The organism is Psychrobacter pacificensis (assembly GCF_018336615.1).
Classification (GTDB): domain Bacteria; phylum Pseudomonadota; class Gammaproteobacteria; order Pseudomonadales; family Moraxellaceae; genus Psychrobacter; species Psychrobacter pacificensis.
Genome location: NZ_CP048752.1, coordinates 42,748 through 59,481, shown reverse-complemented (window position 1 = coordinate 59,481; position 16,734 = coordinate 42,748). Strand labels below are relative to the sequence as shown.

At 42.6% G+C, this 16,734-nt stretch carries 13 protein-coding genes; 8 read left to right on the top strand and 5 right to left on the bottom strand.

Translation table 11 applies throughout. The features are described from left to right. The first annotated feature begins 457 nt into the window (after positions 1 to 457). The 5 genes from dnaA to GYK50_RS00255 all read left to right on the top strand — a co-directional run bounded on the left by dnaA (position 458) and on the right by GYK50_RS00255 (position 8,455). On the top strand, positions 458 to 1,903 hold the full coding sequence (dnaA, locus tag GYK50_RS00275; protein WP_212564057.1) for a chromosomal replication initiator protein DnaA: 1,446 nt from the start codon (positions 458 to 460) through the stop codon (positions 1,901 to 1,903). A 159-nt stretch (positions 1,904 to 2,062) separates the two neighbouring features. Further along, the gene (gene dnaN / locus GYK50_RS00270; protein WP_186475341.1) at positions 2,063 to 3,238 is read left to right on the top strand and encodes a DNA polymerase III subunit beta; all 1,176 of its coding nucleotides are present in this window, start codon (positions 2,063 to 2,065) and stop codon (positions 3,236 to 3,238) included. A gap of 129 nt (positions 3,239 to 3,367) precedes the next feature. Then, entirely contained in the window at positions 3,368 to 4,597 is a 1,230-nt protein-coding gene (gene recF / locus GYK50_RS00265) for a DNA replication/repair protein RecF (protein ID WP_212564056.1), read from the top strand. 531 nt (positions 4,598 to 5,128) lie between these two features. Further along, the gene (gene gyrB, locus GYK50_RS00260) at positions 5,129 to 7,759 is read left to right on the top strand and encodes a DNA topoisomerase (ATP-hydrolyzing) subunit B (protein WP_212564055.1); all 2,631 of its coding nucleotides are present in this window, start codon (positions 5,129 to 5,131) and stop codon (positions 7,757 to 7,759) included. Positions 7,760 to 7,885: 126 nt separating this feature from the next. Next, positions 7,886 to 8,455 (top strand): manganese efflux pump MntP, encoded by a 570-nt coding sequence (locus GYK50_RS00255; RefSeq protein WP_212564054.1) that lies wholly within the window; start codon positions 7,886 to 7,888, stop codon positions 8,453 to 8,455. Positions 8,456 to 8,666: 211 nt separating this feature from the next. On the opposite strand, the gene rlmF is transcribed toward GYK50_RS00255, so the two are convergent. After that, positions 8,667 to 9,704, bottom strand: a complete 1,038-nt coding sequence (rlmF, locus tag GYK50_RS00250) for a 23S rRNA (adenine(1618)-N(6))-methyltransferase RlmF (RefSeq protein ID WP_212564053.1) — start codon at positions 9,702 to 9,704, stop codon at positions 8,667 to 8,669. 76 nt (positions 9,705 to 9,780) lie between these two features. Then, the gene (locus GYK50_RS00245) at positions 9,781 to 10,473 is read right to left on the bottom strand and encodes a LysE family translocator (protein ID WP_212564052.1); all 693 of its coding nucleotides are present in this window, start codon (positions 10,471 to 10,473) and stop codon (positions 9,781 to 9,783) included. A 533-nt stretch (positions 10,474 to 11,006) separates the two neighbouring features. Between GYK50_RS00245 and GYK50_RS00240 the strand changes: the two genes are divergently transcribed. After that, positions 11,007 to 11,807: a crotonase/enoyl-CoA hydratase family protein gene (locus GYK50_RS00240; RefSeq protein WP_186475338.1), complete on the top strand. Its 801-nt coding sequence runs from the start codon at positions 11,007 to 11,009 to the stop codon at positions 11,805 to 11,807. Positions 11,808 to 11,846: 39 nt separating this feature from the next. On the opposite strand, the gene GYK50_RS00235 is transcribed toward GYK50_RS00240, so the two are convergent. From GYK50_RS00235 to GYK50_RS00225, 3 genes are all read right to left on the bottom strand, one after another. Beyond that, positions 11,847 to 13,175 (bottom strand): reverse transcriptase domain-containing protein, encoded by a 1,329-nt coding sequence (locus GYK50_RS00235; RefSeq protein WP_186475337.1) that lies wholly within the window; start codon positions 13,173 to 13,175, stop codon positions 11,847 to 11,849. A 77-nt stretch (positions 13,176 to 13,252) separates the two neighbouring features. After that, positions 13,253 to 13,825: a hypothetical protein gene (locus GYK50_RS00230; RefSeq protein ID WP_186475336.1), complete on the bottom strand. Its 573-nt coding sequence runs from the start codon at positions 13,823 to 13,825 to the stop codon at positions 13,253 to 13,255. Positions 13,826 to 13,976: 151 nt separating this feature from the next. After that, positions 13,977 to 14,471, bottom strand: coding sequence for a cupin domain-containing protein (locus GYK50_RS00225; RefSeq protein ID WP_212564051.1), 495 nt, complete (start codon positions 14,469 to 14,471; stop codon positions 13,977 to 13,979). 183 nt (positions 14,472 to 14,654) lie between these two features. Between GYK50_RS00225 and GYK50_RS00220 the strand changes: the two genes are divergently transcribed. Together GYK50_RS00220 and GYK50_RS00215 are read left to right on the top strand one after the other, a co-directional pair. After that, entirely contained in the window at positions 14,655 to 15,821 is a 1,167-nt protein-coding gene (locus tag GYK50_RS00220; RefSeq protein ID WP_093070223.1) for a MalY/PatB family protein, read from the top strand. 83 nt (positions 15,822 to 15,904) lie between these two features. Then, positions 15,905 to 16,498 carry a hypothetical protein gene (locus GYK50_RS00215; RefSeq protein ID WP_093070221.1) on the top strand — a complete coding sequence of 198 codons (594 nt, stop codon included), beginning with the start codon at positions 15,905 to 15,907 and terminating at the stop codon, positions 16,496 to 16,498. Positions 16,499 to 16,734: the final 236 nt, after the last annotated feature.

The window sequence follows — 16,734 nt, the reverse complement described above, 5'->3', positions numbered from 1 at the left end:
TTTGTTCAATACTTCCGTTTTGTTTAATCAGTGTTTTTAGTTGACAGTAAATAATTTCTGAAGTTATCCACAGTTTTGCATGAAATCTATAATAATAATTAATTAATATATATAGAGTTGTTGTTATTGGGGCTTTACTTATCTGTGGCTAACTCCACTTTATCCTTATTTATCAAAACACTAGGCTATGGGTAAGGTTGTGGATAACCTGTGGGCTAAATATGGATAACTTATCTTGTAGAGTTATCCACAAAACTATCCACAGTCTTATCCCCAAAAAACAAGGTTTTATCCACAGGGTATTTATGTTAGATTAGCCCCTACTTCGTGTGTGGCTTCTCATAACTTTCCAGTGTGACTTTTGACACAGTTAATCACTGTTGATACCAAGTATTTCTGTAGAAGGTCAGGCTATTAAAGTTAATTATTATTGCAAATTATAGGGTTAGTATTTTTCATGATAGACACAGCAAATATTTGGGATAAATGTCTGAACGATTTGCGCTATAACGTTAAAGACAACGTTTTTACCATGTGGCTGAGGCCTCTATCAGCTTATCAAGAAGCACAAACTCTGATCATTCTTGCGCCTAATGATTATTTTGTCACGTATATCAAAAAGAACCATCTTCAAGATATTCAGCAATTGGTTGCTAAGCACAGTCAAGGTAGCATTGAGGAGGTTGTTGTCCGTGTTGATAATGCTGGACGTGAGGTAGACGATAGTCAGCAGACAAAATCAGGCTCATTATTTTTGGAGGATAAGCCCTCCCCTACTCCATCTGAGCATAAATTTGAATCTATCCATCATAATAATTCAAAAGCAGATATCGACGCTAATATGCGTCAGGGAGAACTAAACGACTCGGCTGATGCTAAATCACTGAGCTATCTCAACCCTGACTTTACTTTTGAGACATTTGTCACTGGTAAGTCGAACAATCTGGCCTACAAAGCTTGTTACGAGCTTGGTAAAAAACAATCAAAAAATCGACACAATCCTTTATTTATATATGGACCTTCTGGATTAGGAAAAACGCATTTAATGCATTCTGTAGCACATCGTTATCTAAAAAATAATCAAAGTTTTTATTATTTTACTTCTGAAAAATTTATAAACCAATTAGTTTATTCATTAAGAAATAATAAAATAGAAAATTTTAAAAAGAAAATAAAAAAAGTAGATTTATTAATTGTAGATGATATTCACGTCTTAGCCGGAAAGACCAAAAGCAGTAATGAGTTTTTAACATTGTTTGCAGATTTTACTAGTGGTGACAAACAACTGATTTTGGCTTCTGATCGTCATCCATCACAAATGACGGAATTTGATGAACGCTTTAGATCGCGATTTTCTTGGGGATTGACAGTCGCAGTTGACCCTCCTGAGATTGATACTCGCGTGCAAATTTTGCAGAAAAAAGCCGCTTCTTATGGCATGGTGCTGCCTAAAGAGTGTGCATTATTTATCGCTCAAAACGTGGTATCCAATGTCAGACGTTTGGAGGGTGCTCTCAATCAAGTTTTTGCAAATGCTAATTTGACAGGTGCACAGATTACTCTTGAGATGGTGCAATACGCGTTAAAAGACATCGTCGCTATGCGTGTACAAGCCGTAAATATGGATAATATCCGAAAAATAGTCGCTGAATACTATGATGTAACGGTGAAAGACATTATGGGGCGTAAACGTACGCGTAGCATCGCCAGACCTCGCCAAATAGCGATGGCCTTATCGCGTGAGTTAACAGGTGATAGTTTTCCTGAAATTGGTCAATCATTTGGTGGACGTGACCATACTACAGTGATGCACGCTTGCGATAAAGTAAATGAATTACGAGCAGCAGATCCGGCGTTTGACAAGGATTATAAGACGCTAGCGTTGATGTTACAGGCAGGTTAGTAGAGTAAGTCTTCACTGTATTTTAGGGAGAAAATATCGTTTATAATATTGAAAATATAAGCAGATAGATGCTCTGTAGATTATAGTCGGTAGACAAGGTATTATTAGACGATTACGTCAAATTTTTATAAAAAATCATTCAAATAAGAGTAACTAAGCATGCAATTATCGATCAATCGAGAATCGTTACTAAAAGCTATCAACTTGATCGCCAAAGCCGCTGATAAACGCCATAATATGGTGATATTGGGTAATATTAAGCTGCAGTTATCAGAGTCCGAGCTTATCTTGACAGCCTCAGATTTAGAAGTGGAGCTGACATCGACCTTGAAATTGCCTGCTGGTGCTTGTGTTGAAGCAGGAACAACGACGCTACCTGCAACAAAACTAAAAGATATTTGTAAGTCTTTACCTGCACAAGCCCAAGTTAACCTAGCGACTCAAGCGAATGAGCGTTGTTTGCTTACCAGTGGCAAGAGCCGTTTCACGCTAGGCACCTTACCAAGTGAAGATTATCCAAGCTTGGGCAATCCTGAAAATATCACGCCGTTGAACATCAGCCGTAGTCGATTGACAGATTTGATTCACAAAACTCAGTTTGCGATGGCAATTCAAGATGTACGTTATTATTTGACGGGTATGCTGTTTGATGTTTCACAGCAGCAGCTGACGACCGTTGCGACTGACGGACATAGATTGGCCTTGGCACGTAGCGTTATAGATGTGAGTGCTGATCTGAGCATGCAGGCTATCTTGCCACGTAAGGCAGTGATCGAGCTTGAGCGTTTGGCGACTGAGCTTGGCAAAATGCTAGGGGATAAGGACAATGCAGTGACGCTGAGTTTTGGGCGTGAGTTTTTGCAAGTGAGCTTACCATTTGGCGATGTAGATAGTGCAGGGCAAGTCAGCCAAAACCTAATGGTGACGTTTACTGCCCGTTTGATTGATGGCAAATTCCCTGATTATCGCCGCGTCATGCCAAGCAATACAGATAAGCTCGCGTTATTTAATCAAGAAAAAATGACTGACGTATTACGCCGGGTTGCGATTTTGAGTAACGAGAAGTCGCGCGGTGTGGTCTTTAATTTTGCCAGTGATGGTATGGTAGAGGTACGTGCCAACAATGCTGAGCAAGATGAAGCCGTGGAGATGATCCAAGCCAAATATCAGGGCGAACCAATGGAGTTATCATTCAATGCTGCGTATCTACAAGATGTGCTAAGTGTTATTCAAGGTGATTTGCAGATGCATATGAGCCAATCGAATGCTTCAGTGTTGGTCAATCAGCTTAATGATGAGTTCCATCAATACGTCATCATGCCGATGCGTATATAGTCTGATTTTTTGCACATCATACAGCATTGAACCGCGCTAGCATCTTTTAAGTATTTACGCGGACAGCTTAAATTTAAATAAACTTTTGCTTGCTTTGAAAGCTGAAAATAATGGGCGGCTATCGATATCATGATTGAACGTCTACAAATATCAAATCTGCGCAACCTCACACAAGTCAACATACATTCTACTGTTTGCAACGTTGTCATCGGTGCAAATGGTAGCGGCAAGACCTCATTACTTGAAGCGATATTCTTATTATCGAGAGGCAAAAGCTTTCGCCATCACCAGCCAAAACGTTATATACAGCATCATCAAAACCATGCAACGGTCTATGCTAAGCTCAATGATAGTCGTACGTTAGCCATTCAAAAACAAGCAGATGCGACAACCATTCTGCGTCTTAATCAAGCGACTGTCTACAATCAAAGTATATTGACTGAGCAGCTGCCCACGCTCCTGATAGATCCTTCAACGATGGATATGTTAGAGCAGGGTAGTGCCAGTCGTCGCCAGCTATTAGATTGGTTGGTGTTTCACATGAAACAAGGTTTTCATCCACAATGGGTCGCCTATCAACGCCTGTTAAAACAGCGCAATAGTTTACTAAAAAAGACTCGTCAATTGACTCAAGTCCAGCTAGCTGAGCTAAAGTCTTGGGATAAAGGACTAAGTAATCATGCGGCATTGATACATCATTATCGTGAGCAAGTATTTACTGAGTGGCAGCCTTATTTTGCCAAAAGTGTTCTGCAATTGTTGCCGTCTTATGCTGAGAAATTGAGTCTAAGTTATAACGCTGGCTATGACACTAATGTCGCGCTTGATGTACAGCTTAATGAGCGATTAGAGCAGGATTTACAGTTAGGATATACCCGTATAGGCAATCATCGGGCTGATATCCACGTACATTGGCGCTCTGATAATACTGTACGGTCTGATGATGTTATAAATAGTCAGGCGACAAATACAAATACAGCGTCCTCAAACCATGAGGTAAATGCTAAATTACCAACTCTAAAAGAGCAGGCAGCAAATGTATTGTCCCGCGGTGAAAAGAAGCTGCTTATTACTGCGCTACGCTTATCACAACTACCATTACTACTCAATGATAATAAAGATAGCGCTTCGTTCGATAATAACTCAACATCGAGAGCGACCCCTGTCGTGCTACTAGATGACATCACCGCAGAGCTAGACGATAGGGCGATAGGTATTCTTTTATCAACATTAGCGCAGCTGCCTTGTCAGGTGTTCATGACCAGCTTGACGGATGATATCGTACCTCTGGTTAATGAGTTGTGGTCAAAACCTAGATTGTTTCACGTGAAACAAGGCCAGATATGGTCTGTTGATTAAATCTGCTGATTAATTCTTAGTCGCTTATCATCACTTTAAGCATTTTCCTGCCTACTTATAACGCCTTTTATGCGTCCTTTACTGAGTATCACAGTCACGACTATTACTTATACTAGCTATTAGGTAGAGACACTGACTCATAAGTCGTAAAACTCCCAGTAAACAGTGACTTACAGACAAAAAAATGCTAAAATAACCCTTTATTTTTGTCCTGTTCTCAGCAATTTATTCGATAGCATCATATAATAGACTTCTATTTTTTATTTCTTTATAAGTAGTTGATAATTAAGTATTTTATTTATTTCAATAGTTTTAACAATGGCTAGAAAAACAAAGACTATTACTAATAAGTAATTTGCCAATTTTATCTCTATGCAGCCTTTTTTAGGCTAACGGTGGTTAGTAGTTTAGCCGCTCATATGCACTCTAAGTGATGAATAATAGAAGTTGGTTTTAAGATGCCATCATGAGGTGCATTTTTATAAGTGCGCTGATAAAAACGGCTGATTATGGCTAGATTAAGGAATGTACATGAGTGATTCATTACCTATTGACCACGAGCAATTGATAGACGACAGTGCTACTGAAGCCGCTGTATCTACTGTAGTTTCAGAAGTATTACCTTCTGATTATAGTTCTAAGGATATCCGTGTACTACGTGGGCTAGAGGCTGTACGCGTGCGCCCTGGTATGTATATTGGTGACACTGACGATGGCACAGGCTTGCATCATATGGTCTTTGAGGTCGTGGATAACTCTATTGATGAGGCGCTGGCCGGTCACTGTGATCAGATTGATATCATCATTCACGAAGACGAGTCTGTCAGTGTGATGGATAATGGCCGCGGTGTACCAGTCGATATCCATCCAGAGGAAGGGGTGTCAGCGGCGCAGGTCATCATGACAGTCCTGCATGCAGGCGGTAAGTTCGATGATAATAGCTATAAAGTCTCAGGCGGTCTGCATGGTGTTGGGGTATCGGTCGTCAATGCGTTGTCTAAAAAGCTTGAGATGAATATCTGGCGTGAAGGCTATCATTACCGTCAGACCTATACTGATGGTGTACCTGACGCTGATATTCAGCAGATGGAAGCGACCGATCAAACCGGTACGCAAATCCGCTTTTATCCAAGCAGCGACGTATTCACCGGCACAGTCTTTGAATATGATATTTTGGCAAAACGCCTACGCGAGCTGTCATTTTTGAACTCCGGTGTGCGTATCGTTCTGACCGATGAGCGTATTGATAAGCGTCGTGAGTTTGAGCATAAAGGCGGCTTACTAGAGTTTGTCAGCTATATCAATGCAGGTAAAGACGGTATCAATGAAGTATTCCATTTTACCAGTCAGCAAGACGATGGTATCAGTGTCGAAGTCGCGCTGCAGTGGACCGATACGTATAACGAAAAAGTATTGTGTTTCACCAATAACATTCCGCAAAAAGATGGCGGTACGCATTTATCAGGTTTCCGCTCAGCCCTGACACGCGGCTTAAACAGCTACATGGATCGTGAGAATTTATTCAAAAAAGAAAAAGTCGCGGCGACTGGCGATGATGCTCGTGAAGGTCTAACGGCTATTGTCTCGGTGAAAGTGCCTGATCCAAAATTCTCAAGCCAGACCAAAGACAAGCTGGTCTCAAGTGAAGTGAAATCTGCTGTCGAATCAGCGATGCATGATAAGTTCAATGATTATCTGCTAGAAAACCCAAGCGCTGGTAAAGCCATTGCTAATAAAATCATGGAAGCTGCTCGTGCGCGTGATGCGGCCCGTAAAGCGCGAGAGATGACTCGCCGAAAGACGACTCTGGATATTGCAGGTCTGCCGGGTAAGTTGGCTGACTGCCAAGAAAAAGATCCAGTACTATCTGAGCTATATATTGTGGAGGGTGACTCTGCAGGTGGCTCAGCGAAGCAAGGTCGTAGCCGTAAGACTCAAGCGATTTTGCCGCTAAAAGGTAAAATTTTGAACGTTGAGCGTGCACGTTTTGACAAAATGCTATCGTCCGCTGAAGTGGGTAACCTGATCACGGCACTTGGCTGTGGTATCGGCCCTGATGAGTATAATCCAGATAAAGTACGCTACCATAAAATCATCATCATGACCGATGCCGATGTGGATGGCTCACACATTCGTACCCTGCTGCTGACATTCTTTTTCCGTCAAACGCCTGAGCTGATCGAGCGTGGCTATGTATATATCGCCCAGCCGCCGCTATATAAAGTGAAAAAGGGTCGTCAAGAGCTTTATCTCAAAGATGATGAGGCGCTAAAAGCGTATCTATTGTCATCAACCATTGATAGTACCAAGCTACATGTTAGTGCGGATGCGCCTGCTATTACAGGGCAAGCGCTTGAATCATTGCTGAATGATTATAACCAAACTCAGCTGATCAAAGCGCGTTTGCAGATTCGCTTCCCAGCGGTCATCTTGGATGCGTTGACGCATACGCCAAAGCTATCCGTTGATATGACTTATGATGAGTCTGCGATGCAGGACTGGCAAAAAGCCATGCAGGCTCAGCTTGACGTCTTTGGTAGTGAGTTAAATCCTGAGATTGAGTTGGTCAATATTCATGCACCGCAGTCACAAGATATGGATTCAGCGGCTGCCGATCTATTGGGTATGACACCTGCAATTGGCACTGAGGCCACAAGCACCGCAGAAGGCGAAGCATCAGACAATGAGGCTTTATCTACTAAGGCGCAGTGGCTACCACGTGTCACAGTCTATGTGCATCAACTGGCACACCATTATCTGTTAGATGCTAGCTTTATCAACTCAAGTGAGTATGGCAAACTGTTACGTCTATCAAGCGAATGGAACACCCTGCTTGAGAGTGATGCCTTTATCCGCCGTGAAGCAAGTGCGGGCACGACTAAAGATATCCCAGTACGTGACTTCGATTATCTCTGGCAGCAAATGATGCTCGACGCGCGTCGTGGTCTGGCTATCCAGCGCTACAAAGGTCTAGGTGAGATGAACGCCGACCAGCTATGGGATACCACGATGGATCCAGAAAACCGTCGTATGCTACGTGTCACTATCGAAGATGCGATTGCCGCTGATCATATGTTTACCTGCTTGATGGGTGATCATGTCGAGCCGCGTCGTGTCTTCATCGAAGAAAATGCGTTAACCGTCTCAAATCTAGATATCTAATTTTGAAACTGATCAGTAACAATGTATAAAAATACCGCTTCGATAGACGAAGCGGTATTTTTGTTTCACATGAAACCTTTTTTATAAAGCTAATCATACCTACTATTCGAGTTAAGAGAAAATACCATGATTGAAGTAGTGCTGCTCGCGATTGCACTCGCGATGGATGCGTTTGCTGTATCGATAGGACTGGGCGCAAAGTCACAGAAACAAAGCCAGCAATATGTACGTCATCTCGCTATTTATGCCGCATTATATTTCGGTATCGCGCAGGGTGTGATGCCGTTCATTGGCTATTTATTGGGTGCAGCGCTACTGGGTTGGTTGGCGGCGGCCGCGCCTTGGATCGGCGGTATCATCTTAATTGCGCTGGGTGGCAAGATGCTGTACGAAGTGCTCAGTGGTGAGGATGACGAAGACGATATTGACGTGGGTAGTAGTGTCATTAATCATCGCACGATGTTTACGCTAGCGATTGCCACTAGTATCGATGCCATGACAGCTGGATTTACGCTAAATTTATTGGCCTTGAACGCGTGGTTCGCTTGCTTGATTATCGCGGTCGTAACGGCTGTGTTTGGCTGGCTTGGGGTTTATTTGGGACGTCGCTCAGGCACATGGCTAGAGGATAAAGCCGAAGTATTGGGCGGTGTGGTACTGATTGCGATTGGTATCAAAGTCATGTTCTTTGGCTAGTCTATTTATAGTCAATCAATATTAAAAGTGGTACAAGGCAGACGAGTGCAAGTACTACAGTAGTAGGCTAAACGAGTCTAACGCTGTAACACTTTAATAGTGGTTCGACTATAGAGTTTCACTTAGCCTTTATGCAAAAAGCACCGCCTTGAATATCAAAGCGGTGCTTTTTTGTTTCACGTGAAACTTAGGCGTATTATGTATTCAACGACTATTCTTCGTCGGTATCAAAGCGCCACGCGAGTACACGAGTGCTCTTTTGACCTTGGCTCATCTCAATGATACGCATTTGCGCGACATTAAGCTGCTTTAATAGTAGTTGTAAAGGTTTCACGTTTTCAGATTTTGATACTAACGTCGTGAACCAGCCGACATGCTCAGCATAGCTTTGGCTCTCTTTTGCCATCTTGGTCAAAAACGCAATCTCGCCACCTTCACTCCACAGCTCTTTATGCTGACCACCGAAGTTTAGGTTTTGCGCCGCGTTACCTGACTTGGTTGAATGACGGCTGATTTGCTCGCTTTCATTTTTGCCGCGATGACGTTGCAGGTTGTGCTGCTTACGACTGTTGGCTTCCATCGCTTCTTCTAATGAGGCGTGAAACGGAGGGTTACACACCACCACATCGAAATAATCTTGACGATCAATGATGTTTTTAAAGATGAACTTAGGCTCAGGCTGTAGCTTTACTTTGACCGCGCTTTTTAGCTTAGGATTGGCGTCACAAATGAGGGCGGCAGTATTGACCGAAACCGGATCAATATCGCTTGCGGTAAAGCGCCAGCCGTAGCTTTGGCTACCGACAATCGGATAGATCGCACTGGCACCCGTACCGATATCAAGGGCGTAAATCTCTTTACCGATCGGCGGTGTGTTGTCGGCATTCACGTGCGTGGTCTGCGCGAGTAAATCCGCAATATAGTGAATATAATCGGCACGCCCAGGGATTGGCGGACACAGATAGCCGTCAGGAATATCCCAAAACTTCACGCCGTAATAGTGCGCCAGTAGTGCTTTGTTGAGAGTACGAACCGCCTGATGATCCGAGAAATTAATCGTCGGCTCGCCTTTAGGGTTAGTGATGGTATGCTCAGCAAGCTCAGGCAACGCGCGAGTCAATACGGCAAAGTCGTAACGACCTTGATGTGGATTGCGCGGATGCAATTGGCCGAGTTTTTTGGCGGTCGCAGGCGATCGGTTTCTGTGTTTACTATTGGCAGGATTACGGGTCATGGGCTTACTTGTCATAATGTCAGGCTACGATATATGGATATAAGTCAGCAGTGTAGCAGATTTCACCGCTCGCAAATAAGTTATCGATGGCCTATCGATGACGCAAGATCAGGTTGAGCCCCAATACGATCATCGCAGACCCCAACACACGGTCGATCCAATGCTCAAAACGCTGAAATCGTCGATGAATTGCAGGGACAGAGAGTAGCATCACCACGGTGCTAAACCATGCCATCTGTAAGACCATCATCCAGACGCCATAAATCGCCAATTGCCAAAGTGGGATGTCTGGCGATAGCACAAGGGTAAAAATCGCCACAAAATAGACAGGCGCTTTTGGGTTGAAGACATTGCAGAAAAATCCACGGCGCAATGTGGTAAAAGTATCGTTAGGCGTTGTAAATTTGGTATGAGTAGAGGCGTCTTGCTTTGCTTGTAAATGCTCAATAGGTGCGTTTTCCTGCGTTACTGACGCTGTTAGTTCTACTGGCTTTTTAGGTTTGGCCTGAATACCTTGCCACCCCAGATAGATCAGATAGCCACCGCCCAGCCATTTGATCGCGGTCAATAGCGGCTGCGAGTGGGCAATCACCGTTGCCAATCCCAGCACCGAATAAATGATATGCACCGACAGCCCCAAGGTAATACCCAGACTACAAATCAAACCAGTACGCCGACCCTTAGCTAAGGTCTGTTGTGAGACCAACACAAAATCAGGCCCTGGTGAGGCGGCCGCCAGCAAGTGAACGCTAGTGATTAGCAAAAACCCATGCCAAAACTCCATAAAACCCTCTATACCTTGATATTTTACCCAACCTAGTCTGAATCATAGTTGCACTTATCACAAATGAGTTCAACTTTTATCTATTATCGCGCCATTCGAGTCATTGCTATCGCTTGTGTTATGGTTATATGCTGTCTATATTAAATGAAGTATTAAAAATAGTCCTATCGACAAATCGCTATAAATAAGCGAGCAAGATTCGACGATATAACTAGGGCGTGTTGAACATTCGCAAATAGGCACTGCTGATCGCTAAAATGGTTCCAGACAAGGCACAAAGCGACGATAATGCAGAGATGCCTTAGCGAGATTTGTAACGCAGTATGGGGCAATTTTAGCATCAGCCCCAACGATAAAAGCAGGGGACAGGACTATTTTTTGCCGCTTCATCGTTAAAAATAAGCGTTTAGAATGACTAAACTTATTATTTTTAACATCGAATCGCCTAAAAAATAGTCGCTGTCAGTGCCATGGTCGAATGTTCAACACGCCCTACTCACTTCATAAAAAAGAACTTTGACAAGGACATCACCATGACGACGGACAGTACTACGCAAGACAACCGCATTACTTATGATACAGACGGCACTATTTGCCTGATTGGGCTAAATCGCGCCAATAAACGCAATGCTTTTGACAGTCATATGATTACCCAGCTATCTGACGCATTGACTCGATATGAAGACGATGAGCATCTACGCTGTGCGCTTATCTTTGCGTATGGCGATCACTTCACCGCTGGGCTCGATCTGGTCGAGCTACAAGATAAGCTAAACGATGGTGTGTTTGAGTTTGATGATAATCAAATTGACCCGTGGGGCATTAGTGGACGCTTACGCACCAAACCTGTGGTGGTGGCGGTCAAAGGCACGTGCTTTACCGTGGCTATCGAGTTGATGCTCAATTGTGATGTGGTCATCGCAAGCGACAACTGTAACTTTGCTCAAATGGAAGTCCAGCGCGGCATCATGCCATTTGGCGGAGCGACGGTACGCTTTGTCGCGGCGGCAGGCTGGCAAAAAGCCATGCCATATCTACTCACGGGCAAAACGTTCGATGCGCAAACGGCTGATCGACTGAACTTGGTCAGTGAAGTGGTGGCAAATGGGACTGAGTACGAGCGCGCATTAACACTGGCGCAAGAGATCAGCAAAGCTGCGCCGCTGGGCGTTAGAGGCGCGCTATCCTCCGCGCAAGATGCGAGCCGCAATGGTGCCGCGACGGCACTGGCTAATATCCACAGCTATTTGCCGCCGCTCTTTCATTCAGAGGATGCCAAAGAGGGCGTGATGGCGATGGTTGAGAGAAGGGAAGCTGAGTTTAAGGGGCGATAGGGAATTTTTAAATGGACATTGAACAAAGAATGTAATCAATTACTTGATGCCAAAAAAGAACATTCTCTTATTTGCTGAGCCGATATCTTCAAAATCTATATTTAGATTATCGGTAATCAGCTTCTTTCTGACATTTTTGGATGCTATTATTAAATCTCGCTCAAATTTGGCACCATTAATAGCTAAGTCTTCACTATAAAAGTTCGTATATCCTGAGATAAGTATTCTAAGATATAAACTAAAATCAACATAATTACCGCATTCTCGTTTAACCTTAGTCATCGATTGAAAACTATTTATTCGTCCTATAGCCTTATGAAAAACTGGTTCAGGAATGTATCGTTGATAAGATTGTAGTCTGGAGTTATAAACTATATCAAAGCCTAGGTATGTGAAATTGTCTTTAGCACCACATATTTTGGTTTTCGGATCTCCAACTTCCTTTTCAATATCTAAACCAATATTTTTAAGGTTTTCTTGAACGTGGTCTTTTAGTTCTTTAGCTCTATCATAAGAGTTACTAAAGATTAGAAAGTCGTCTGCGTAACGTATATACGGTGTGCTGTTCTTAATCATTAAATTGTCAAACTCGTATAAATACATTGAAGAGCACAATGATGCTATAGGCATACCTTGACGAACACCTTTACCACTAAGTTTTTTTAGGTATGCTTCTATCAGTTTTTTGTGCTTTAGATCGCCATAATCTAATTTAGCATCGCAGTATACGAAACTTTTAAGAATAGCAGTTAACTCTTTATCGTCATTTAATCCAATAAACTCTTTTTCAAACTTTTTTACAGCGATTTCTCTATTTATATTGTCAAAAAATTTGACAATATCTGCTTTAATAACGTATCTATACTTGCTCCGATACTCTATAACGTCATCTAAAGCTTTGCGAATACCATGTATGGTTTTCTTGTTTGGTGTTCCTTTATCATCAATATATTCTACTTCTTTGTCGTTATAACCTTTATTCAAGGCATGATCATATTCACAAAATACTTTGTATATTTCTTCATAATGGTCTTTTAAGTATTTAATAAATAGCTTTTGAACGATTCTATCTTGTACTGAGGGAACACAGACCAAACGAGTATTGTCTAATGTCATTACATCGCGTTTAAGACAGTTAGTTTTAGGCAAAATAACAGGGGTGAGATGGTCACAGTTATACTTGAAATCTGATATTTTTTTACAAATACTATCTAAAGCTTTGTCACTAAAATCATTTAAATAATCATTAACGGTGATGTATTGAGTATGGTAGGAGTTGTCGGCTTTCGACTTGTTTTTAGCGAGTTGATTAAGAGTGGATTTAAAATTTTCTTTCACATAAGATGAGAAGTTAACCTTATCTGTCATGATTATCTCCCTTGCTTCTACTTAACAAACCTTTTGCAAAAATTCATATATCAAGTTCTATTAACAAAATAAAGAATTTATGCAAAAGGTCTATTCACTAGATAATCATGACGAAGGTCGAGTGCTCCACGCAAATTATGAGCAAGCTTTCTTAAGCGTTGAACAATGTCGCCACTTAAATATAGCGCACGTTTGGAACGGTACGTCATATAGCTGTCATATGGAATGATAAGCTCATCTACAACAACCTTACAATCAGTTAAATTGTTAACGTCATTTGGAGCCATACCCATCAGTTTTGCGATTTTCTTACGGATTATTTCACTGTTATATATTAACACATACGAGTGTGCAATCGTTATCAATACTGCCACAAATATGTATGCCTTTGTCGCAAATGGTGCTGTTGGCGATAGTGCGCCGTTTATCAGTACCGCTCTTTCAAGCCATAATAGCGGCTCAATAAGTTTATTTAACAGGAAAGCTATTTTCGATATGTTCACCATGTCATCACCATTTGATATTGTTTCATCCTCTTGAGTAGTAGGTAGCAAGGGCAAGAGTGCTCCACGCAAATTATGAGCAAGCTTTCTTAAGCGTTGAACAATGTCGCCACTTAAATATAGCGCACGTTTGAAACTGTACGTCATATAGCTGTCATATGGTGTGACAAGCTCATCAATAACCAGCTTACAATTTGTTAAATTGTTTACGTTATTTAGAGCTAAATAGATAATAGCATTAATATTTACAAATTAGCAAACACTTGTTAATGAAATCGTTATTATTCAAATCTTACCCTCAAACCTCACCTAAATCTTCCAAATCCACATACTCCTTTTTACCATGAATCTTATACATCTTACGGTCGATCTCTGGATACAGGGTAATATCGATCGGTGGTCGGCTGCCACCCATCAGGTAAGTGGCATCGGCATCGCTCTCATTGCGCATCGAATGCGCCGCGCCATGTGCAGGGAAACCGACAAAATCTCCAGCACTCAGCTCATAATGCTCATCACCATAGCGCAGCGACAGCTCACCTGACAGTACATAAATGAACTCATCCGACTCCTCGTGATAGTGATGGGTCGTCGTCTCATCTCCCGCTTCCACCCGTACGAGGTGCAAGCCAAACTTGGTCAGACCAACGATATCACTGAGCGATACCGTATGGCGGATAGCGTGCTCATTGAACTGGTGAATATGCTTAGTCTCAGGCGTGTTATCGATATCGGATTTGGTCAAGACGTATGCTTGCGTGTCCTTAGGCGGCTTTTGTTCTGGTGTCGTCATCATCGGTCTCCTTGATTGATGCTTTGAGTGTATACCACTATTAGCCAATAGTAACAGGTTTTAAAAGGGACGAGATAGGCGTGATGTTGATAATCAGATAGCGGCTTTATATATCCTGCATAAAGCGATTGTTGATGACGCCATTCCTGTTGTACCCTGAACCATTATTTTAAATGAAGGGGAATGCGGGTGTTGTATAACTTTGATGAAGTCATCGATAGACGTGGTACGGGATCGCTTAAATGGCACTATAGCGATGATACGATTCCGCTGTGGGTGGCGGATATGGATTTTAAGGCCGCACCGCCTATCTTAAACGCGATTGAGCAAGCCGTACAGCATGGCATATTGGGCTATACCAAACCTACTGAGGCGCTATATGACGCCATTATCGAGTGGCATGGCAGTCGCTATGAGTTACCACTTGCTAAAGAAAATATTTTGTTTTCCCCGGGTGTCGTGCCAAGCTTAGCGCTGATGATGAACGTCTTTACCGAGGTAGGGGATGCGGTGCTGGTCAATGATCCTGTGTACACGCCCTTTATGAGTAAGGTTGAGCAAAATGGTCGCACGCTCATCACCTCATCGTTACAAGAGAGCGAGGGTAAATATCACTTAAATTTAGCTGATATCGAAGCCAAGATTATCGATCATGATGTGAAGCTATATTTAGTCTGCAATCCGCACAATCCGGGCGGGCGCGTATGGATGAGAGAGGAGCTTGAGGCGCTACTGACGATTTGCAAAAAGCATGATGTAGCGATTGTCAGTGATGAGATTCATCAGGATTTGACCTTGCGCGAGCATACCTTTACACCGTTTTTAACGCTGGCACAAGGCTATGAGCATAAGGTGGTCAGTCTGACCTCAATGACCAAGACCTTTAATATTGCGGGGATTAAAGGCTCGCTGATTTTTTCTAAGGATGCCGCACTGATAGAAAAAATTGACGCCCAGCAGCATCTAAACGATGAGTATGAGCTCAACATGTTCGCCTATGCCGCGATGCACAGCGCCTATCGTGACGGCGGTGAATGGTTGGCACAGCTGCTTGCCTATATTGAGGACAATATTGAGTTTACCTTGCAGTTTTTCGCTGAACATCTACCCAATATCAAGGTAATGCGACCAGAAGTGTCCTATCTGATTTGGCTGGATTGCTCAGCATATAGTCAAGACGACGAGCAGCTTTATGATATTTTACGTGCGGCGAAAGTGGAGCTGAGCGCAGGCTATAAGTATGGCAGTGAGGGGCATTCAAAAATGCGTATCAATGTTGCCTGTCCGCGTATGCTGTTAGAAGCGGGCTTGGCGCGGATGGTGGTGGCGTTTGAGGGGTTGGGGAATTAAGACATTATTGAGAAAATGGGCAATGCCTTATTGCTGACCTAGTGAAACAAGCAAACTATTGATTCTATTAATCGAGATCAAACATGGATGAAAAAGTTAAAGCATCATGGGAGCGTGTACTTCACCCCACGACGCTTAAAAAAAATATCATTACAGCCTCTATATTTTCGATGGGCTTCGAGATGCTCAAGAATAGTATTGTTGAAAAGATAAAAGGCTTTTTTACTAATGGGTTCGATGAAAATGGAATGATTGTTAGCGCTGAGTATAAAGAAAAGGTGCTTGTCTTGAATAGAAGCCGACTCTATGCATCTTTAACGTGGCTACGAGATATGGGTGCCATTGATGATGAAGATTTAGAGAAATTTGAGTATATCGAAAGGTGCCGCAACACCTTAGCTCATGAAATGTTAACATTTGCTTCGTCTGGGATTGACTTTGATGTCACAGAAACTTTTGAAGAAATGGTCGGTTTATTGAGAAAGATAGAGATTTGGTGGTTTGTAAACCTAGATATGGCAATAGACCCAGATGCTTATCCTGAAGATCTAGATTTAGAGCAGGTTACTCCAGGTCCAGTATGGGGTCTTCAAATGCTTATTGACGTTGCGTTAGGTTCAGAGGATGAGGCGCAAAAATACTATAATTACTTTGTCGCAAACTCGGACAAAGTTTAAGATGTGCATTTCCTCGGAATTTTTCAACTCTCCTACAACTAGCTGCGAATGTATGTTGAATTGTACAAAATAGTATGGTCTAAATTTTCAACCACTTCCCAAAGCTCAATCGGTCATAACCATTGAGCCTTAATATCTATACAGTTACTCTATCGGAGATAGCTTACCATGCGGGCTTGAGCGCAGGTACTGTTTGGGCGCTTTCACTTTTGCGGCAAGCTCACCTGCCACGCATC

Bases quoted from the DNA above. Each gene is read 5' to 3' on its own strand.
- dnaA (WP_212564057.1), top strand. From the start codon at position 458: ATGATAGACACAGCAAATATTTGGGATAAATGTCTGAACGATTTGCGC.
- dnaN (WP_186475341.1), top strand. From the start codon at position 2,063: ATGCAATTATCGATCAATCGAGAATCGTTACTAAAAGCTATCAACTTG.
- recF (WP_212564056.1), top strand. From the start codon at position 3,368: ATGATTGAACGTCTACAAATATCAAATCTGCGCAACCTCACACAAGTC.
- gyrB (WP_212564055.1), top strand. From the start codon at position 5,129: ATGAGTGATTCATTACCTATTGACCACGAGCAATTGATAGACGACAGT.
- GYK50_RS00255 (WP_212564054.1), top strand. From the start codon at position 7,886: ATGATTGAAGTAGTGCTGCTCGCGATTGCACTCGCGATGGATGCGTTT.
- rlmF (WP_212564053.1), bottom strand. From the start codon at position 9,704: ATGACAAGTAAGCCCATGACCCGTAATCCTGCCAATAGTAAACACAGA.
- GYK50_RS00245 (WP_212564052.1), bottom strand. From the start codon at position 10,473: ATGGAGTTTTGGCATGGGTTTTTGCTAATCACTAGCGTTCACTTGCTG.
- GYK50_RS00240 (WP_186475338.1), top strand. From the start codon at position 11,007: ATGACGACGGACAGTACTACGCAAGACAACCGCATTACTTATGATACA.
- GYK50_RS00235 (WP_186475337.1), bottom strand. From the start codon at position 13,175: ATGACAGATAAGGTTAACTTCTCATCTTATGTGAAAGAAAATTTTAAA.
- GYK50_RS00230 (WP_186475336.1), bottom strand. From the start codon at position 13,825: ATGACGTACAGTTTCAAACGTGCGCTATATTTAAGTGGCGACATTGTT.
- GYK50_RS00225 (WP_212564051.1), bottom strand. From the start codon at position 14,471: ATGACGACACCAGAACAAAAGCCGCCTAAGGACACGCAAGCATACGTC.
- GYK50_RS00220 (WP_093070223.1), top strand. From the start codon at position 14,655: ATGCGGGTGTTGTATAACTTTGATGAAGTCATCGATAGACGTGGTACG.
- GYK50_RS00215 (WP_093070221.1), top strand. From the start codon at position 15,905: ATGGATGAAAAAGTTAAAGCATCATGGGAGCGTGTACTTCACCCCACG.